This is a genomic window from Gilliamella sp. M0320 (genome assembly GCF_016101635.1).
GTDB classification, from domain to species: domain Bacteria; phylum Pseudomonadota; class Gammaproteobacteria; order Enterobacterales; family Orbaceae; genus Gilliamella; species Gilliamella apis.
In genome coordinates, this window is the sequence record NZ_JACFQD010000004.1 from 63,848 (window position 1) to 84,742 (window position 20,895).

The following is a 20,895-nucleotide window of genomic DNA, read 5'->3' on the forward strand; positions in this document are numbered from 1 at the left end:
ATACAATCCTATTGTTTTTTCATCGTAATTGGGAACGAAGTCCCGTTATCATAAATTCCCTGACAATCAGCTTGATTGTTTTTGCCTGATTTACACTGAATTTTTGGTAATTGATATTTAGTATTATCACTGCAAATGGCTTCGGTATTACCAGTAATATTTAAATTAGCATTTTGGATACCTGTGCCAACTTTACCAACACATTTAACGCCATCACTACGAGTAACCGTAACTTCACCATTACCTTGATTAAAATTATAACTTAATTGTAATGGTTTACCTGTTGCTTTATCTTGAATACCAGCACCAACTGACCATTGACCATTTAAAAAGTTTGTTGATCCCTGTTTTAACGCGTCAGCAGGCAAAGATAAATTATTTACTTGATTAGCATTTGCATTAGCTTGATTGCCTTGATCAGAATTACTATTCGTTATAGCTGGTTTATTATCTAAATCAGGTGTTGGTGGCACTTGTCCATTTTTATCATCTTTATTTTGCCCATCTTGATTATCTTTTTTATCATCAGATGGATTAGCATTACTGCCTTTATCACCTTTATCAGCCTGATTTCCCTGTTCACCTTGTTCGCCATTATTTCCTTTTTCATCAGGTGAAGTCGTAGATTGTGGTTGATCTGTAGCACCATTTGAATTTACATTATTGGCTATTCCTTGATCTTGTGTGGTTGCGGCTGAATTATCAACTACAGCTGGATCTGTAGCAATACCATTAATTGGCTGTACGTTAGGATCTACTGCAACTTTTCCATTTGGTACTATACCATTAACCACAGTAACAGGTTTATCATTAGCCTCTTTGATTTCTGGCTCAGGATCTTTTTTCTCTTGCTTGTCCTCTTTATCATTTGCCACTGTTGGCACCGGAATATCAACTTTACTATCTAATGATATTTTAGGATCGATAGATACACTTGGCTTCCAGCTACAACCTTTTAACCAAAATATTGCTAATAATAGTAATAATAACAAGGGTAATAATCCTAACAACCATATCCACCAGCGCTTCCACCAAGGTTTTTTAACAATAACATCTTGTATTGGAGCTGTGGTTGCAACTTTTGGAGCAGCTTTTCGAAATGCTTCTAAACAGTAAAAAGGTGAAGTTGCTTGTGGGGTCTGAGGGTTAACAAATCCCCAAAAAGTGATAACCGGTTTACCATTGACAATATAGACAAACTGATTACTAGGAAAACGTAATGCCATTAAATTAGGTTCAAGACTATCTGAGCTCTGTTTTGGATCGTAAATCAATCGACTAAAAAGTAATTGGTCGCCTTCTAGATTAGGATTATTTGCTAATTTTTGTCCTAACTCAATGACTTTATTTTCGAATTCTTTCAGTAAAACTAGTGCAGACTTTTGTTCATCTTCACTAGCTGAAGTCCACGGGATGATATCATATTGACCATCAGGTAGTTCTGAGTCGAAGGGAATGTACCAATCAACAATATTTCCCTGATCATTACGTTGGGGAATAGCTAAACAATCAGAGTATTGGCGGCCTAATTTAACTCGGAACATTTCACGGATTTGCGAAGCGACAAGATAAGCTGCTTTGCCGTCATGTCCGAGCATTTTAAAGTCTTTAATATCGCCACTGCGCAATAATGTATTTGCCATATATCCTGATATTCCTTTATTTTGATTATATTTTTAATAATTATTATTTGTAATAAATCAATTCTATCAAAAAAGTTAAGTTATTGTCATTGTCAATCAAATAGATAAGATATTTTAGTTATTTTTAATAAAATGAAAATATCTTAATTAGCTCTGTTTAATTAAACAACAAAACTCACCATCTGTCATTGGCAAATTGATGTTTAAAAACCCCTTTCCTCAACTTTTTTTGTAAAATTGTTTAATAAATTCCTCATCAGTTAAGACTCGTAAAGGCTGCATATCACTTTCCCCCCTTATAACTAAAGAAGGATCTGAACGTAAACAAGCTCCACCATAATGACCACCAACGGTAAAGGTACAAATTTGTAAATAACGATCATCAACTTTAGGTAAACACCATAGTTCTTGATAAATGTTTTCTTGTTTAGCAAATCGGCCAACCGTTTTATCCAATACTTGCTCATGACGACCAACTAACTCGATATCACTCCCCCTGCGCCCAGCAATCGGCTTAATGGCATAACCTTTTTTTATTAAGTTGTCATTGAGTTCAAATGTAGATTCCAGCAGATAACGATGGTTTGGAAATAGCGACCATAATACAGGTAAAATAGCTTTGTTACTTGGGATGACTGTCCATAAAGGCTCAAAAACAGACACCTCAGGTCGAAGTAACACATCTATTAATCTTACCGAATTTTCTGGATGCCACGTTCTAATTGGTAATCCAGCCACTTGGGCTTCGCTCTCTTGACGAAGTTGTTCAAGTACAGTTTCCCATGCCCAAGTTTTCCATACGCAGGTGACCTGACGTTGCTCATCATCTACTAATCGACCTCGTTTATCCCAACTGAGACCTGAGAGTCCACGTAAAATCTTGCTTTCAAATCCAGCTTGAGTCAGCGCTTTTTGCATAAATAATGCATGATAATTTTCTTCGCTATCATTATCTTGCATGATATGTACAAATGCTTTTGCATCACTATGTTTCCAACAGTTAGCTAATGCATTAAGTAGACCAGCACTAGGATTTACTCCAGCATTTAATTCGGCTTGTATTGCCCAATTTTGTAAAATTTGTCCAGCTTCGGTATGGCATGAAGCTGAATCAGCATTATATTCATAAACTTTAAAGCCTTTTTCATCCATACAGAAATCTAGTCGGCCGGTTATCATCTGATAACGGCGTTGTTGCCATGATAATCTAAGCCGAGGCCAAAGTATTTCGGGAATATTGAAATTACACAATAAATTATCATCTTTTAAAACTTTATCGGTAGCATGCAAATACATCAAATGAAGTTCGTTTGTTGCACGAATAAGCTCCTGTTCAGCACTTTCAGAAATAGTGAAATAGCGATACTGATCATCATGACTAATGGCATGACCAGTTGCTGACACATAAGCACTTTCTAAAGGATCGTTTTCATCTAGCCATTTACCATCAAATTGACCATGGTTTTTAATATGTACGCTATGAATATCAAGTAAGTGCTTATCTGCATTAGGTTGCGGTAAACTATGAAGTGTATTGTCTGTTTGAATCATCCAACCTAAAATTTTAGTATCATCAAAAGTGTCGTGTACATAATAGCCATCATTGGATACCGTCATTTTTAATTCTCGAGTCCATTGTTGACCAATAGGAAGCCGAGTATGGACAACATTTTGTTCGGCAATTCTAATTTTATTATCAAAAACTTCAGTAATAATCGCTACATGACCAGTCCTATCAAACATACCGCCATCATCCCATATTAACAATGCTCCCGCTTCTGGCATTTTTTTGCTACCATTAGCAAATGCTTGCAATGGTAAAATGGCTTCATTGATCACTTGACGAAGAAATCGTAATGAAAATATTTCATGAGCCATACCGACATCAGTAAAGACAATCCCATAATTTAAAAATAAAAATCTTCTAGCAAATTCGACACATTGCCACTTATAGCCCATATACTCATGGCCAGAATAACTTCTAAATGATGCATCATTAGGGTATTGTTCAGGATTTAATGTTTCATAATCAGAAGAGTAAATAGCAACACCACCCGGTGCATAGCCAAGTAATGTACCAAAAGGTTCTTTGTTAGCTGATTGGGATAACATGTTATTTTAGCCTTTTAAAATAATAGTAAGGTAGGTTTTACTAAGCTATGTTAGAATTTGACTATCATAGATCAAATTATAGGCTTTAAAAAGTAATGTTTATTATTCTGATCTTGAAGAATAATAAACTGACTATATATATGGAATATCTTTAATAGCTGTATTGATAAAACGAGAAAAAGACTATTATGCAACAAACAAAATTAAATGAATTATTAGATTTCCCTTGTTCTTTCACTTATAAAGTAATGGGTGAAGCAAAACCAGAATTAGTTGATAAAGTTGTATCCGTGATTCAACGTCATGCACCAGGGGATTATACACCATCGATCAAACCAAGTAGTAAAGGTAATTATCATTCAGTATCCATTACCATTAATGCAACCCATATTGATCAGGTAGAAAATCTATACAAAGAATTAGGTGAAATCGATATCGTAAGAATGGTTTTATAATCTTTATTTTACGAAAAATAAGATAATTATAAAAAGAGGGATAGTTTGATCCCTCTTTTTTGAATTAGCCTAAAATTTTAGTCAATTCATTGGTCACAGCTGAAACAGCTTGTGTCCCATCAATACGGAAATATTGAGTTCGACCTTCTTTGGCTTCATGTTGATAATATTTGACTAATGGTTTAGTCAAATCATGATATTCAACAAGACGTTTACGGACGATTTCTTCACTATCATCTTTACGAATAGTTAAAGGTTCGCCAGTTACATCATCAATATTTTCAACTTTTGGTGGATTATGACGAACATGGTAGACACGTCCTGAGCTTGCATGAATACGACGACCACTCATACGGTCAATAATCACTTCATCAGGCACATCAAATTCAAGTACGAAATCAACATCGATACCCGCTTCTTTCATTGCATCTGCTTGCGGCACAGTACGAGGAAAACCATCTAATAAAAAGCCATTTTTACAATCGCTTTGCGCGATACGCTCTTTAACTAATGCAATAACTAACTCATCAGTAACAAGCTTACCATTATCCATTAGCTCTTTTGCTTGTAAACCTAATGGACTTTCTGCTTTTACTGCTGCACGCAACATATCGCCAGTTGAAATTTGCGGAATTCCATATTGTTGCATAATAAATTGTGCTTGAGTTCCTTTTCCTGCTCCTGGTGCGCCTAATAAAATAATTCGCATAAAATAACCTCTTATGGCTTTAAATATAGATACAATTTTCTATTCTGGTAAATAATGAAATATCACTTTACTGCTGGAAATTAAGCCATCAGCGTGACAAATATAGTTAATAGCGCCACAGCCTTTAACCATTTGCGCATTTTGTCGGCAAATTGGGCAAATATACTGTTCTTGATAATGCTGTTTGCAATGAGGACAATCATAATGTTGTGGCGAAACAATACTCATTCTATTATGACACTTAGGACAAATACCTTCTTGCCCACCATCTATCATCTTTGTTTCTGTCATAAGTTATTTACGACCTCGTACATGTTTCATTAAACGACGACGTTTACGTTGTTGCGAAGCAGTCAAACTATTTTTTCGACCTTCGAATGGATTGGCACCTTCTTTGAATTGAATTCGTATTGGTGATCCCATAATTTTTAAGGAACGTCTAAAATAGTTCATTAAATAACGTTTATAAGAATCAGGTAAATCTTCAACTTGATTACCATGAATAACCACAATGGGAGGATTATAACCGCCGGCATGGGCATATTTTAATTTAACACGACGCCCTCTAACCAATGGTGGTTGATGGTCATCTTGTGCCATTTGCATTATTTTAGTTAATAATGCAGTATTAACACGACGTGTAGCACAATCATATGCTTCTTGAATTGAATCAAATAAGTTACCTACACCACTACCATGAAGCGCAGAGATAAAATGTAGACGAGCAAAATCGATAAAATCAAGTCGATCATCTAACGTAGTTTTCACTTGTTCTTTAATATCTTGTGATAATCCATCCCACTTATTAACAGCAATAACCAGTGAGCGCCCACTATTAATAATAAAGCCAAGCAAAGACAAATCTTGATCAGAAATACCTTCTCGCGCATCAATGACCAAAATTACGACGTTAGCATCTTCAATTGCTTGTAACGTTTTAATAACCGAGAATTTCTCAACGGTTTCGGTTACCTTACCTCGTTTACGAACACCAGCAGTATCGATCATAATATATTCACGATCATCGCGTGTCATTGGTATATAAATACTGTCACGTGTTGTACCTGGCATATCATAAACCACAACCCTTTCTTCACCTAGAATCCGATTAGTTAGTGTTGACTTACCAACATTTGGTCTACCAACAATAGCAACTTTGATTGGTTGGTTGATGAGCGACTCGGCTTCATCTTCAATATCATCATAAGATTCAGGAAGAACGTCATCTAGCTCATCCTCTGACAAGACTTCATTTTGATCATTGGCAAAATGAAAAATAGGATCGAGCACCGTTTCGATTAATACATTCACTCCACGACCATGACTCGCGGCAATCGGATGAATGTCACCTAATCCTAAACTATAAAAATCAGAGATTGCGCTATCGGCATCAATACCATCAATTTTATTAGCAACTAAAAACGTTGCTTTTTGGCGAGATCGAAGATGTTTAGCAATTGCATGATCAGCTGGCATCGCACCGGCCCTTGCATCTACAAGAAATAGTACGATATCCGCTTCTTCAATTGCTTGTAAGGATTGTTCTGCCATAAAGCTTTCAACCCCATCTTCAGTGCCATCAATACCACCTGTATCAATGACTATATATTCGTGCCCTTTGATTTCGGCTCGGCCATACTTACGATCTCGCGTTAATCCAGGGAAATCCGCCACTAAGGCGTCTCGAGTTCGAGTTAATCGATTAAATAGAGTCGATTTTCCTACATTCGGACGACCAACTAGTGCGACAACAGGTACCATATTTATTCTCTAATTACCTTAATTTTTTGTGAATGCGTAAATATCACCATTTTTAGCTTGGACAATAATTTTATTATCTACAACTAATGGCTTCGAAATCAATCCACTGCTACTTACTTGGGTTTTAGCAACTACTTCTCCATTATCTTGATTTAACCAATAAAGATAACCCTCAAAATCACCAACAACAATATAATTTTGATAAATAACCGGATCGGTTAATTGACGATGTAACAAACCTGCCTGAGTCCAATTCACTGCACCACCATTTTTGCTTACTGCTTGAACATTGTCATCTTGATCCACGATAAATAACTGATGTGAATCAACGGCAAAGCTATGGGTAGATCCCATTTCTTTACGCCATACAATTTGCCCATTACTTAAATCAAGTGCGACAACATTACCATTATAGCCAATTGCATATGCCAAATTACCTTCAATAACTGGGGTTGAATCAACATCATTTAATTTGTCAATTTCAGTCGATCCACTAGGTTGAGATATCCGTTGCTGCCAAATAAGTTGTCCATCATTAAGATAGTAAGCATTCACGTGACCTGTATCATCACCAAGTATAGCGGCGCCATGAGCAATAGTTGGTGTTGAATTACCTCTTAATGAAAGTGTTGGTACTTCAAGAACAACATCCCATATATCTTCACCTGTGTTACGATTCAAAGCTTGTAAATTACCGCTAGCGGTATGAATTATTAGTTTATCATCAGAAGATACTGGGCGAGCCAGTACTTCACCTTTAACTGGTTTTTCCCAAACTACATTACCATCATTACGATCTAATGCGTAAACAACTGCACGTTCACTACCGACATAAACATATCTATCATCAGCACTTACACCGCCAGAAAATAACGCTGTTTTGCTGCTAAATAATGTACTTTGTGATAGATTTTTGTCCCATATAGTATGACCTGTTGATAAATCAATCGCTTTAACTTGCCCACTACGACTAGCAACATAAATAGCATTATCGTAATTAATTGGCCCTAATAATGAATAAACATGTGTATTGCCTGCTGTGCTATTTCGCCATATTTCTTGGATTGGAAATTGGTTATCCACTTTTGGTGAAGGTGAAATTTGGACAATTTCTTCTTCTCCACCAAATAATGAACACCCCGCAAGTGAAAACATAAAAACACTCATAAACAGACATTTTGATAACTTCATCGTATAGATCCTTATATCAGGATAAATTAATCTTCATTTTCTTTAGCTGCGTTTTTTTGGGCTTCAGCTTCTTGCTTAGCTTTTTCCTTAGCGGCAGCTTCTTCTTGTTTAGCTTGTTCAGCTTGTTGTTTATCTTTAAGATATTGAGCTTGATTTAACTTCATTTTGATATTTTGCTCTAAGGCTTGAGTAGGTGATGAACTTAATGCAACATTATAAGCCGCCACAGCCTCATTGTAATTGTTCATTTTCACCAATATATCGCCACGAATATCATTAACTACCGGCGCCCAACTTTTTTCGGTTACTTTAGTTAAAGTCGCCAAACTTTCTTGATAATGTTCTAGTTGATATTGTATTTTTGCAATACGAATATAACTTATTGATTTAATGATATCTGAATCAATTTTACTTAACGTATCTGTAAGTAATTTTTCTGCTCCAGCATAATCTTTTAATTGTTCTACATAAAATTTTGCTGCTCTAAAATTAGCAAAAACACTATAAATAGTATTATTATCTTTAGCAAAAGAGACTAATTCATTAACTGAATCAGGATTATTATTATCTAATTTAGCAATTAATTGTTCATAATGATCGGAAGATTCTATCACTTTTTCTAATTTATAAGACTGCCAATAACGCCAGCCATAAAAAGCTAGTAATCCAATTACAATAACCGCAACAATGATTTTCCACGTTTTAGCAAGAAATTCTTTTATCTCTGAAACTTGTTCTTCGCCAGACAATTGATGACTCACGTTTTTCTCCTATTTTCCTTAATTTACAATATTGCTAAACAAGTTTGAACAATCTCTTTTTCTGCAACTTCAACTTGTTCGCCTGTTTGTAAATTTTTAATTGTAACTGATTGATTAGTAATTTCGTTTTCGCCAATAATTACAGCTATTTTAGCACCTAATTTGTCCGCTTTGGCAAATTGTTTTTTAAAATTACTACTACCGTAATTAGTCACAATTCGCTTATCAGTTAACCCATCACGGAGTACTTCTGCCATTTTTTGAGCTGCAGCTATCGTTTTTTCATCCCCCGAAGATATCATATAAATATCAATTGAACTATCTCGATTTAATGAAGGATTAACTGCTTGTACTAATAATACCAAACGTTCAACCCCCATGGCAAAACCAACTGCTGGTGTGGGTTGTCCTCCAAGTTGGCTAACTAGACCATCATAGCGTCCACCGCCACAAACTGTACCTTGAGCCCCTAAACTATTCGTTACCCACTCAAAAACGGTACGGTTATAATAATCTAAACCACGCACCAATCTTTGGTTAATATTATATTTTATTCCTGCACTATCTAATAATTGACACAAACCATCAAAATGAAGTTTAGATTCTTCATCTAAATAATCAAATAATTTTGGTGCTTGATTAAGTAATTCTTGAATAACAGGATTTTTTGAATCTAACACCCGTAATGGGTTAGTATACATTCTACGTAAACAGTCTTCATCTAATTTATCTTTATGTTGCTCAAGAAAACTGACTAAAGCATTACGGTAATTTGCTCTTGCTTCAACTGAACCAATAGAATTAAGTTCAAGTGTTGTATGCTCTTCAATACCAAGTGCTTTCCAAAAACGTGCTGTTAATAAGATAAGCTCGGCATCAATATTAGGTCCTTCAAGGCCAAAGACTTCAACACCAAATTGATGAAATTGACGATAACGCCCTTTTTGCGGTTTTTCATAACGAAATGCCGGCCCTAAATACCATAGTCGTTGTTCTTGGTTATAAAATAGACCATGTTCAATACCAGCTCGTACACAACCAGCTGTAATTTCAGGGCGGAGAGTAATACTTTCATCATTACGGTCATTAAAAGTATACATCTCTTTTTCAACAATATCGGTAACTTCACCAACTGCACGTTTAAATAGTGCTGTATCTTCAACGATTGGTGTTCTAATTTCATTATAACCATAACTATTTAGTACACCTTTAACAATTTTTTCAATTTGTTGCCATGTTGCACTTTCATTCGGGAGTAAATCATTCATTCCCCGTATTGATTGGATTTTTTTCTCTGCCATTTGTTTATTCGCTATCTAATAAAGTTATAGTTCAGTTGTTGCAATTCTATTTTTTAAAATTGATGCCTTAGCACGAATTTTAGCTTCCAACTCATCTATCATTTGTTCATTATCAATACGCCCTATGCGCACACCATCTTCATAAAAACCACTTTTGTTGTGACCGCCAGCAACACCCATTGTAGAGGCTAAAGCTTCGCCCGGACCATTCACAACACAACCAATAATCGATACATCCATTGGTGTTATTATATCTTCTAGTCGCTGTTCTAATGTATTAACAGTACTAATTACATCAAACTCTTGCCTTGAACAGGTTGGGCAAGCAATAAAATTAATACCTCTAGCTCGAATACGTAGCGATTTTAAAATATCAAATCCAACTTTAACTTCTTCCGTTGGATCAGCTGCAAGGGAAACTCTTAATGTATCACCAATCCCTTCCGATAATAATAAGCCAAGCCCAATCGCTGATTTTACCGCACCACTACGCACTCCACCAGCTTCGGTTATTCCTAGATGCAAAGGTTGCTTAATTTGTTTTGCCAATAATCGGTATGAATCAACAGCAGTAAAAACGTCTGAAGCTTTTACACTTACCTTAAATTGGTCAAAACCTAGCCTATCAAGTATATCTACATGTCGCATAGCAGATTCGACTATCGCTTCAGGTGTCGGCTCGCCATATTTTTCCTGAATATCTTTTTCCAGCGAACCAGAGTTTACACCAATTCGGATCGGGATATTTTTATCCTTAGCACAATCAACAACCGAGCGAATCCGTGATTCATTACCAATATTACCGGGATTAATCCGTAAACAATTCACACCATATTCAGCAACCTTTAAAGCAATGCGATAATCAAAGTGAATATCGGCAATAAGTGGAACTTTTACTTGTTGCTTAATTATTTTAAACGCCTCTGCAGCATCCATAGTTGGAATAGAAACTCGAACAATATCAACTCCTACACGCTCAAGAGCTTGAATTTGAGCTACTGTCTTTTCTACATCGGTCGTTCGAGTATTCGTCATCGATTGCACAGCAATCGGCGCACCACCGCCTATTGGCACATTACCAACGTAAATTCGGGTTGATTCTCGCCTAATAATTGGTGACTCTTGATGACTCATAAGATGCCTAATCATATTACAAAATAACTAGGACGCAATCTTAACAAGATTTAAGACAAATGTCTGTATGTGAATAAGAAAATTTGCTAACTGTTAACGCGATCTGAAGGCTGTGGAGAAATATAATGACTAACTTCAATAAAGTTACTTTTATTTTGTGAATTGACATAGTATAAGCCAACACCTAATGCACAAACTAAAGCAAACAAGCCAAAAAAGAACGGTTTCTTACTACGTTTTGTTTTACTATATATTGGTTTAGGTTTTTTAGTTTCTTTTACTAAATATTGTTTAGCTAAAATTTCGAGATGAGGTTGATATTCATCTGCTGATAAGCCAACAATATTGGCATATGAACGAATATAACCTTTAACAAAAACAAAAGGGGCATGAAGTAACTGATCATTTTCAATTTCAGAAATGACTGCCGTTCTAACATGAATTTGTTCAGCAATATCTTTTTGCGATAAACCCATATTACTTCTTAAATCGGAAAGAATCTTACCCAATGAAATACTGTCTTCCATTAATCCCCTCATTGTCTTACTATCCGCAATTTTTTGTTATTTTTACATATTTTCGCAATTAATCAATTCTTTTTGCTTTAAACCACTGTTTAGGGGTTTCTATTTCATTTTGTGCGGCTACTAATTGCAATTCATATTCATTTTGTCTTAATGTTTCAAGCATAACCGCATAAACCGCCGATGTAGTATGCTCAAATGCTTCAACCATAGATTTACCAAGCATAATATTTGCTAAAAACAACCCACTAGTCATATCGCCAACACCAACTGGTTGTTTGACTCCAAAATCGACTAACGGCCGATCAATATGCCAAGCTTCATTTTCTGTTACTAACAACATTTCAAAACGATCTTGTTGATAGCCCGCTCGACTTAAATGTTTAACTAAAATTGCTTTAGGCCCTTTTTCACAAATTGAATGGCATGCTGAGATTGCTTGACTGACATTATTTATCGGCTGTTTACCGTTAAGTTCTTCTAATTCTAAAATATTCGGTGCCATCATGTCTGATATGGGTAAAGCTGTATTACATAAAAATTCTGCTACACCAGGAGCGACAAAGCATCCTTTTTCGGGATGCCCCATTACAGGATCACAAAGATAAATTGCTTCAGGATTCTCAGCTTTTACTTTTTTCACAATTTCAATAATTGCATTACCTTGTTCTGGTGACCCCATATAGCCACTTAATACGGCATTACATCGTTGTAATTCGCCAATAGCATTAATCCCATCAGCGATATCGGTTAAATGAGATGCAGGCATTACCGTTCCAGTCCATTGCCGATATTGAGTATGGTTTGAAAATTGTACCGTATTTAATGGCCAAACATTCACACCTAAGCGACGCATTGGAAATACAGCAGCACTATTACCTGCATGACCAAATACAACATGAGACTGAATCGATAAAATATTTTTCATGAAATCATCTCCAAATAAGCAAGCAATAGTATTTTTTACCTCGACGCAGTAATGTGTAACGATTAAATAACTTATCACTATCAGAAAAACGATAATCTGTTGTTGAGTTACGTTCACCATTAACAGAAATAGCATTGGAATCAATCATTGTTCTTGCTTGCCCTCTTGACGGTGCAAACTCAGCATTAACAATAGCTTGTTGTAGATCTACATCACCTTCAATGCTGGCTGTAGGCATGCCATCTTGAGCTAATTGTTCAAAATCAGCTTCAGATAAATCGGTTAATTTACCAGAAAATAAACTTTCAGTAATACGTTTTGCCGCTGTTAGTCCTTCTTCACCATGAACTAATCGAGTCACTTGTTCGGCAAGGACATACTGAGCTCTCGGTGCAACGCCACTGTTTTTATCCTCTTCTTCCAAAGCATCAATTTCTTCCAATGACATGAAAGTAAAGAATTTAAGGAAGCGATAAACATCAGCATCAGCAGTATTAATCCAAAATTGATAAAATTTATATGGACTGGTTTTTTTCGGATCTAGCCATACAGCACCACTTTCAGTTTTACCAAATTTAGTTCCATCAGATTTAGTAATTAATGGTACAGTTAAACCATATACTTGTTTCTGGTGTAAACGACGGGTTAAATCGATACCAGCAGTAATATTACCCCATTGATCAGAACCACCAATTTGTAACACAACATTATGTGCTTTATTAAGACTTGCAAAGTCATAAGACTGTAACAAACTATAAGAAAATTCAGTAAAAGAAATACCTGATTCATCACGGTCAATCCGTTGTTTAACGGATTCTTTGTTAATCATTGCATTAACCGAAAAATATTTGCCAATATCTCGTAAAAAAGATAAAACATTCATGCCACCAAACCAATCATAGTTGTTGGCAACAATAGCAGCGTTATCACCACATTCAAAATCTAAAAATGGCGATACTTGTTGTTTAATCTTTTCACTCCATTCAATTACCGTATCTTCAGTATTGAGCTTACGTTCAACAGCTTTAAAACTTGGATCGCCAATTAATCCTGTCGCACCTCCAACTAAAGCTATTGGCTTATGACCAGCCAATTGAAAACGTTTCAAACAAAGCAATGGAACTAAATGACCAAGATGCAAACTATCAGCGGTTGGATCAAAACCACAATATAGTGCAATAGGATTTTGCTCAATCAGTTCCATTAACGCTTTTTCATCAGTAAGTTGAGCAATCAGTCCACGCTCTTGCAGTTGTTTGATCACATTTTTTGTCATGATATTTTACCTATTAAATTTGTTACGTTTATATTCTACTTTAATTAAATTCTATACTGTTTTATTGTGGTATTTTTTATACGCTTGTTTGAAATGGTCTTCAACTATTTCGTTCGGTTTTTTATCTAATAAGCTAAAAATAATGATTGCTATTGACGCAAATAAAAAGCCAGGAATTAGTGAATATAAATTAAGCCAATTAAAATTAATCCAAAGCAAGACCGTAATTGCACCAGTTATCATACCTGCTAATGCACCATTGCGGGTCATTCGAGCCCAAAACACCGAGAATACAACAATCGGACCGAATGCGGCACCAAAACCAGCCCAAGCATGGCTAACTAAATCAAGTACACTGTTATTAGGATTGATCGCTAATAAAATAGCAATAACAGAAACTAATAACACCATTACACGGCCAACCCAAACTAATTCTCGCTGCTTAGCCTTTGGTCGAATAAAAGCGCGATAAAAATCTTCTGTCAATGCACTTGAACAAACCAATAATTGACAACTTAAGGTGCTCATTACTGCGGCTAGAATAGCTGCTAGCAAAATACCAGCAATCCATGGGTTAAACAGTAATTTGGATAATTCAATAAAAATACGTTCATGTTTCCCATTATCAATTAGATAAGCTAAGTTAGGATTATTAGCAAAAAAAGCAATACCAAAGAAACCAACTGTAATTGCGCCAGCTAAACATAAAATCATCCATGTCATACTAATTCGACGAGCATTTTTCATTACTTCATGAGAATCAGCAGCCATAAATCTAGCTAAAATATGTGGTTGACCAAAATAACCAAGTCCCCAACCTAACAATGAAATAATGGCAATCAAATCCATATGAGCAAAGATATTTGTATAATCAGGATTTAATGATTGAATGTTAGCCATTGCATCAGTGAAACCACCAGCATTAATCATTACCATAATTGGTGTTAAGATTAGAGCAAACATCATTAAACTTGCTTGAATTGTATCGGTCCAACTTACCGCTAAGAAACCACCAATAAAAGTATAAGCAATTGTCGCTCCAGCACCTGCTAGCATTGCCCAGCCATAACTAAGCCCAAATGTACTTTCAAATAATTTAGCGCCAGCAACTACACCTGAAGCACAATAAATGGTAAAAAAGATTAAAATTATTACTGCTGAAATAATTCTTAATAGTGAACTATTGTCATCAAATCGACGAGCAAAATAGTCAGGTAAAGTTAATGAATTATGATTTATCTCAGTGAAAACTCTTAATCTACCGGCAATCAGCAACCAATTTAGATAAGCGCCAATTATTAATCCTATAGCTATCCAGCTTTGCGAGATACCAAATAAGAATACTGCACCCGGTAATCCCATTAATAACCAACCACTCATATCAGAAGCACCAGCAGAAAGTGCAGTAACTACACTGCCTATGCGACGTCCACCTAATATATAATCACCAAAGTTTCGTGTTGCACGAAATGCAAAGAAACCAATCGCAATCATTCCTAATATGTAAACAGCAAAGGTGACAATCATTGGTAATGACATTTTTATAATAAACCTTGATCGATGAAATTAAAAAATAGTTGGCTAGCTTATCATAAAAAGCCCCTGCTAAAAAGCTGGCGATTTTGCTATATCTATCTTAACTATAAAAGCTAGTATTACAATTCAATCCACAAAATAAAAATATCTTCAATTTTTTAAATAGATACATTGTTAATAGTTTCAACCTATATAAAAACTCAATATATCCTAAGGTAAAATATCATATAATGTATATAATATTGATTAACTTTTTTATTTATAAAATATTGTGAAACAATCAACTCGAATTGAAATTTTAGAAAGATTAAAAGAGCATATTAAAGATCCTACAACTGAATTGGTATATAAAACACCATTCGAGTTACTTATAGCTGTCGTATTATCAGCTCAAGCCACTGATGTTAGTGTGAATAAAGCGACTAAACCATTATTTGCTATCGCAAATACCGCTGAACAAATTTTGGCGTTAGGCGTCGATAAATTAAAAGATTATATCCGAACCATCGGTTTATATAATAGTAAAGCTGAAAATATCATCAAAACTTGTCAGATTTTGGTTGATAAATACCAAGGTGAAGTGCCTGAAAATTTTGACTCATTAATTGCGCTACCTGGTGTAGGAAGAAAAACAGCTAACGTAGTTTTAAATACCGCGTTTGGTTGGCCAACTATTGCTGTCGATACGCATATTTTTAGGGTAAGTAATCGAACAGGATTTGCACCAGGTAAAACGGTTGAAGCTGTCGAAGAAAAACTACTTAAAGTGGTTCCAGATAAGTATAAAATAAATTGTCATCATTGGTTAATATTACATGGTCGATATACCTGTATAGCTAGGAAGCCGCGCTGTGGATCTTGCGTTATTGAAGATTTGTGTGAATATAAAGAAAAAGTTTATCCAGAGTAAAAATCAATGCCAAATAAATTTAAATTAGAAGATGAAGATATCAACTTGTTTAAAAGTAGTATTGGGAATGCCAAACAACTTAAACAAGATACCGTTATTCATAAACCAGTAAAACGATCTCAAAAGCTAATTGATAATAAAAAGCTTCAACATGAAAAAGTAAATAATGAATTTTACTTTTCTGATGATTACCAACCACTATTACAAGAAGATCCTATTCGTTACATTCGTGAAAATGCGGATACTAATGAATTAAAAAAATTGCGACGAGGATTTTATTTACCTGAGTTTTTTTTAGATCTACATGGATTAACTCAGCAAGAGGCAAAAAAAGAAATCGCTGCACTTATTGCTGCTTGTTTACGTGAAAATGCCAATTGTGCTTGTATTATGTATGGACATGGAAAAAACATATTAAAAAAACAAACGCCAATGTGGTTAGCCCAACATCCACATGTAATTTGTTTCCATCAAGCACCAAAAGAGTTTGGTGGTAACGCGGCATTATTAGTTTTATTTGATATCAATAATCCATCAGTTAATCTAAGATAATTACTAATAGATATATAGTAAACAATAAAAAAGCCAGCTTAGTTTTACTAGGCTGGCAAACATTGGAAGCAATGTGAGCAATGTCATACTTTTTTAGAAGTCTTTCGACGCTCTAACAAAGTACAATTGAATGATAATCATTCTCATTATTAAAAGCAAGTTATTTTTTTGACTATTTTCAAAAAAATGACAAAACTTTGTCAGTTTAACATGTGTTTTTATATTAACATTTTGTTTTTATAAGGAATATAATTGAGAAGAGCAGGGTGATTTGCCCCTGCTTTTTGGAATATTTAACTATAAACAAACCATTATAATTAACTTTTGGGAATAGTTTTATTTTTGATAGATAAACTCAACACCCTCTTCATCACTCTCATCCCAATCATCAAAATCATCGTCGTCGTCGTCAAATGCATCATCCATTGCTTGTTGATGATAATCATCCCACATAAATTCAACTTTTTCAGGCGATGTTTCCTCTTGTTCTGCCTCTCGAGGATGAGCCGTAATATAATCCATTAAATCCCAACATAATGCTTTTACACCTTCACGGTTAACTGCCGAAATAACATAATATTTATCATCCCAATTTAAAGCTTGGGCAATTTCGGCTGCTCGTTTTTCACTCTCTTCGCTGCCTAATACATCCATCTTATTAAACACTAACCAACGCGGTTTATTGGCTAACTTTTCACTATATTGATGTAATTCTTGAATAATAACTTTGGCGTTTTCAATCGGATCTGAACCGTCAATTGGTGCAATATCAATTAAATGCACTAACACACGGCAACGTTCAAGGTGTTTTAAAAAACGAATTCCAAGCCCTGCACCATCTGATGCGCCTTCTATCAACCCGGGGATATCGGCAACCACAAAACTCTGTTCATTATCCATTCTTACCACACCTAAACTCGGTACTAAAGTTGTGAATGGATAATCAGCTACTTTTGGTTTTGCTGCTGAAACGCTACGAATAAACGTTGATTTACCTGCATTAGGTAGACCTAACATACCAACATCGGCAAGTAATAACAGTTCTAATAAAACATCGCGTTTTTCACCTGGCGTACCATCGGTTTTTTGTCTTGGCGCACGGTTGACTGAGGATTTAAAACGGGCATTACCCAGTCCATGAAAACCACCTTTAGCAACCAGAACTTTTTGTTGATGATGAGTGAGATCGCCAATAATTTCACCGGTATATTTATCGGTTATGCGTGTACCAACTGGTACTTTAACGGTAATATCTTTACCTCTTTTACCCGTACAATCTGAACCTTGGCCATTTTGACCACGTTCAGCGCGATAGTTTTTTTCAAATTGAAAATCAACAAGTGTATTTAGATTTTCATCAGCAATAAAAAATACATCACCACCATCGCCACCATCGCCACCATCAGGACCACCTTTAGGTATATATTTTTCACGGCGGAAACCAACACAGCCATTACCACCGTCACCAGCTTCGACGCGAATTGAAGCTTCATCTACAAATTTCATTATTTGTCCTCTTTATTGCGGTTAATTAGCCAGCCTTTTCTTGGTTGCCATAAATGGTGTCCAACTGTTGCAAACATAGCACCTGCCACCACCGATACCGCGCCAATATAACCTATAATATTTAAATATTGCATTGCAAACTTTTCTGGCCATAGTAAAGCAAATAGATCTGAAAAAATCAGCGCAAAAAGTGGGGTTAATGTTGTTATAGCACTTACTTGCGCCGCTTGCCAACGTTCCATTGCCATCACTAAAGCACCATAGGCAATAATGGTATTTAACCCACAAAAAATAATTGCAAACAATTGACTAAAATCAGCATTAGCAATTTTAGTCGGTGATGCTAGTGGCCATAAAAAGATACTACATATAAGATAAATCAACCAAAGTAGCTGTTCTGCACGTAATTTTTTTAATAATACTTTTTGTGCTAATGCATAACATGCCCATGAAACCGAAGCTAATAAAGCCAACCACACTCCTTTACCGTATGAAGACATATTAGCAAAAAGATCGGCTAGATTTTCATTGAAAAATAGCCCTAACCCAATTAACAATATAGTAATACCAATAATTTGAGTCGTTCTCAATTTCTCCTTGAAAATAAAAGCACTGGAAATCATAAATATTACAATTCCAGTTTGGCCAACAACCTGAGCAGTAGTTGCAGATAAATACTGAACAGCTGTGGCAAAAAGTGCAAAATTACCGAGTAGACCAAATCCAGCAATCATCAATAAGATAAAACGGCGACGTTTTTTGAACATAGCTAAATTAGGAAACTGTTTTTTATAAGCCAGCCATAGTGTAATACCGATAGCTGAGATACTTAATCGTGACCAAGCTAATGTTAATGGATCAATAACAACTAATGCATATTTCATAGCAATTGGCACTAGTCCCCACATAACGGCTGTTAACATGGCTAATGCAAAACCTAATTTAACATTTTGCTGTTTTATCATAATGAATTAATTTATATAAATTTCAAGAAATGAAAAAAGCCCCACAATAACTGTGAGGCTTCTATAACTTCTTAAACCGCTAATTTATTAGCTGTTAGCAACTACACTAACATAACGGCGATTTTTAGGTCCTTTAACTTCGAACTTAACTTGTCCATCAACTAAAGCGAATAGGGTATGATCACGACCACAACCTACGTTAGTACCTGGGTGGAATTGAGTTCCACGTTGACGAACTAAAATGTTACCCGCAAGAACTTCTTGAGAACCATAACGTTTAACACCTAAACGTTTACTCTGGGAATCACGACCATTACGTGATGAACCACCAGCCTTCTTATGTGCCATTGTTCGATACTCCTATTAAGCGATTGCAGTGATCTTCACATCAGTGAACCACTGACGGTGACCTTGTTGTTTACGATAGTGTTTACGACGACGGAATTTAACAATTTTCACTTTCTCGCCACGACCGTGCTCAACAATTTCTGCTTTAATTGTTGCACCTTCAACAAACGGAGCACCAACTTTGATGTCTTCACCATTTGCTACCATTAAAACTTTATCGAAAACAACTTCTGAACCTGTTTCGACTTCAATTTTTTCCAAGCGAACGACTTGTCCTTCGCTAACTCGGTGTTGTTTACCACCACTTTGGAAAACTGCGTACATACTTAACTCCGCAATAAAAAGCAGACGATTCCTGATTAAAAATATATGTCTGCATTGATTAATCTTATAGGGCGTGAATTTTACGCAAAATTTATGCTTGTTGCAAGCGCTGTTTAATAAAAGATCGCAAAAAGTCACAAAAAAGATCTTAGACCAGCAATTTTCACACTACAATATAGTTAAATTATTATTTATTTGAACAATATTGATTGTTAAAAATAATAGGGACTATAACTATTAGTATAGTTATTATCAATTCAAACAACTATTGATGAAAAAAAATCCATATATAAAAGTTAACATGAACAACTATATAACATTACTTATACTTTTCTCAAAAAATTTACGATAGCACTGAAAATAACTAATTCAATTAGTACATTAAAATAGCCATAAAAAAGGATTGCCAATTAGTGGTAAATAAGTATAATTAGCCGACTAAATAAATTAGGTAATGACAATTGAATTACAATTCAAGAATACTTCCTTCTCGCGAAACTTTAGCAAAAGCACAAAGATTTAATGATGAAATTATTGAGGTTTCAGGCGTTGATCTTGTCTTAAGTTTAATCACCACCGCCGATTTAATTCGATCAAATATTTATGCACAACTAGCCAAAGATTATGATGTATCTGAAGGAAAATTTGCCTTGTTAATGTCACTATATAGTGAAGGAGAAACTTGCGCTAGCGAGTTAGCATTAAGAGTTGGCGTAACACCAGCAACCGTTTCGGTAATGGTGAAACGAATGTTAGCAGCACCCGATCCTTTAATATCAATGACCAAAAGTGGAGAAGATGGCCGCTCTCGACTAATCACCCTTACTGCAACAGGGGAAAATCTTATCCAAAAGGCATTACCTAATCACTTAAAATCGATTCGTGCTTTTGCTCAAGTCTTAAATCCACAAGAGCAGGAATCTTTAATTGCAATGTTACGCAAATTATTGCGTAAATAA

The 20,895-nt window shown here is 35.4% G+C and carries 21 protein-coding genes; 4 read left to right on the forward strand and 17 right to left on the reverse strand.

What is annotated here, in order from left to right; genetic code table 11:
- Window positions 1–8 precede the first annotated feature (8 nt).
- Window positions 9–1,643 (reverse strand): SrfA family protein, encoded by a 1,635-nt coding sequence (locus tag H3T83_RS06210; RefSeq protein WP_198215367.1) that lies wholly within the window; start codon window positions 1,641–1,643, stop codon window positions 9–11.
- A 219-nt stretch (window positions 1,644–1,862) separates the two neighbouring features.
- Window positions 1,863–3,755: a bifunctional glutathionylspermidine amidase/synthase gene (gene gss / locus H3T83_RS06215; RefSeq protein ID WP_198215368.1), complete on the reverse strand. Its 1,893-nt coding sequence runs from the start codon at window positions 3,753–3,755 to the stop codon at window positions 1,863–1,865.
- A 188-nt stretch (window positions 3,756–3,943) separates the two neighbouring features.
- Here gss and ybeD point away from each other — a divergent pair, with 188 nt between their 5' ends.
- Window positions 3,944–4,210 (forward strand): DUF493 family protein YbeD, encoded by a 267-nt coding sequence (gene ybeD / locus H3T83_RS06220; RefSeq protein WP_065577848.1) that lies wholly within the window; start codon window positions 3,944–3,946, stop codon window positions 4,208–4,210.
- Window positions 4,211–4,274: 64 nt separating this feature from the next.
- On the opposite strand, the gene adk is transcribed toward ybeD, so the two are convergent.
- The 11 genes from adk to putP all read right to left on the reverse strand — a co-directional run bounded on the left by adk (window position 4,275) and on the right by putP (window position 15,340).
- Window positions 4,275–4,919 (reverse strand): adenylate kinase, encoded by a 645-nt coding sequence (gene adk, locus H3T83_RS06225; RefSeq protein ID WP_065577849.1) that lies wholly within the window; start codon window positions 4,917–4,919, stop codon window positions 4,275–4,277.
- A 39-nt stretch (window positions 4,920–4,958) separates the two neighbouring features.
- On the reverse strand, window positions 4,959–5,210 hold the full coding sequence (locus H3T83_RS06230) for a zinc-ribbon domain-containing protein (RefSeq protein ID WP_198215369.1): 252 nt from the start codon (window positions 5,208–5,210) through the stop codon (window positions 4,959–4,961).
- A 3-nt stretch (window positions 5,211–5,213) separates the two neighbouring features.
- The gene (gene der, locus H3T83_RS06235; RefSeq protein ID WP_198192320.1) at window positions 5,214–6,680 is read right to left on the reverse strand and encodes a ribosome biogenesis GTPase Der; all 1,467 of its coding nucleotides are present in this window, start codon (window positions 6,678–6,680) and stop codon (window positions 5,214–5,216) included.
- A gap of 18 nt (window positions 6,681–6,698) precedes the next feature.
- Window positions 6,699–7,871: an outer membrane protein assembly factor BamB gene (bamB, locus tag H3T83_RS06240; protein WP_198215370.1), complete on the reverse strand. Its 1,173-nt coding sequence runs from the start codon at window positions 7,869–7,871 to the stop codon at window positions 6,699–6,701.
- 26 nt (window positions 7,872–7,897) lie between these two features.
- Window positions 7,898–8,632 (reverse strand): tetratricopeptide repeat protein, encoded by a 735-nt coding sequence (locus H3T83_RS06245; RefSeq protein WP_198215371.1) that lies wholly within the window; start codon window positions 8,630–8,632, stop codon window positions 7,898–7,900.
- Window positions 8,633–8,655: 23 nt separating this feature from the next.
- Entirely contained in the window at window positions 8,656–9,933 is a 1,278-nt protein-coding gene (gene hisS, locus H3T83_RS06250; protein ID WP_086356660.1) for a histidine--tRNA ligase, read from the reverse strand.
- Window positions 9,934–9,957: 24 nt separating this feature from the next.
- Window positions 9,958–11,067 (reverse strand): flavodoxin-dependent (E)-4-hydroxy-3-methylbut-2-enyl-diphosphate synthase, encoded by a 1,110-nt coding sequence (ispG, locus tag H3T83_RS06255; RefSeq protein ID WP_065577854.1) that lies wholly within the window; start codon window positions 11,065–11,067, stop codon window positions 9,958–9,960.
- A gap of 86 nt (window positions 11,068–11,153) precedes the next feature.
- Entirely contained in the window at window positions 11,154–11,594 is a 441-nt protein-coding gene (locus H3T83_RS06260; protein ID WP_065577855.1) for a RodZ family helix-turn-helix domain-containing protein, read from the reverse strand.
- A gap of 58 nt (window positions 11,595–11,652) precedes the next feature.
- Window positions 11,653–12,519, reverse strand: coding sequence for a pyridoxal kinase PdxY (pdxY, locus tag H3T83_RS06265; protein WP_086364942.1), 867 nt, complete (start codon window positions 12,517–12,519; stop codon window positions 11,653–11,655).
- Window positions 12,520–12,523: 4 nt separating this feature from the next.
- Window positions 12,524–13,795: a tyrosine--tRNA ligase gene (tyrS, locus tag H3T83_RS06270; RefSeq protein ID WP_199283287.1), complete on the reverse strand. Its 1,272-nt coding sequence runs from the start codon at window positions 13,793–13,795 to the stop codon at window positions 12,524–12,526.
- Between the two features lie 51 nt (window positions 13,796–13,846).
- On the reverse strand, window positions 13,847–15,340 hold the full coding sequence (gene putP / locus H3T83_RS06275; RefSeq protein WP_065614696.1) for a sodium/proline symporter PutP: 1,494 nt from the start codon (window positions 15,338–15,340) through the stop codon (window positions 13,847–13,849).
- A 262-nt stretch (window positions 15,341–15,602) separates the two neighbouring features.
- Between putP and nth the strand changes: the two genes are divergently transcribed.
- Together nth and smrB are read left to right on the forward strand one after the other, a co-directional pair.
- Window positions 15,603–16,241: an endonuclease III gene (nth, locus tag H3T83_RS06280; protein WP_065577859.1), complete on the forward strand. Its 639-nt coding sequence runs from the start codon at window positions 15,603–15,605 to the stop codon at window positions 16,239–16,241.
- A 6-nt stretch (window positions 16,242–16,247) separates the two neighbouring features.
- On the forward strand, window positions 16,248–16,793 hold the full coding sequence (gene smrB, locus H3T83_RS06285; protein WP_065577860.1) for an endonuclease SmrB: 546 nt from the start codon (window positions 16,248–16,250) through the stop codon (window positions 16,791–16,793).
- Window positions 16,794–17,129: 336 nt separating this feature from the next.
- Here the strand turns inward: smrB and cgtA are convergent, their stop codons facing one another.
- The 4 genes from cgtA to rplU all read right to left on the reverse strand — a co-directional run bounded on the left by cgtA (window position 17,130) and on the right by rplU (window position 19,936).
- Entirely contained in the window at window positions 17,130–18,299 is a 1,170-nt protein-coding gene (gene cgtA / locus H3T83_RS06290) for an Obg family GTPase CgtA (RefSeq protein WP_198215372.1), read from the reverse strand.
- On the reverse strand, window positions 18,299–19,264 hold the full coding sequence (locus H3T83_RS06295; RefSeq protein ID WP_086356662.1) for a DMT family transporter: 966 nt from the start codon (window positions 19,262–19,264) through the stop codon (window positions 18,299–18,301). The genes cgtA and H3T83_RS06295 overlap by 1 nt, the downstream gene beginning before the upstream one ends.
- Window positions 19,265–19,351: 87 nt before the next feature.
- Complete coding sequence (gene rpmA, locus H3T83_RS06300) at window positions 19,352–19,612, reverse strand: 50S ribosomal protein L27 (protein WP_034883716.1); 261 nt, start codon at window positions 19,610–19,612, stop codon at window positions 19,352–19,354.
- A 15-nt stretch (window positions 19,613–19,627) separates the two neighbouring features.
- Entirely contained in the window at window positions 19,628–19,936 is a 309-nt protein-coding gene (gene rplU, locus H3T83_RS06305) for a 50S ribosomal protein L21 (protein ID WP_065577863.1), read from the reverse strand.
- Window positions 19,937–20,397: 461 nt separating this feature from the next.
- Between rplU and H3T83_RS06310 the strand changes: the two genes are divergently transcribed.
- The gene (locus H3T83_RS06310; RefSeq protein ID WP_065614700.1) at window positions 20,398–20,895 is read left to right on the forward strand and encodes a MarR family winged helix-turn-helix transcriptional regulator; all 498 of its coding nucleotides are present in this window, start codon (window positions 20,398–20,400) and stop codon (window positions 20,893–20,895) included.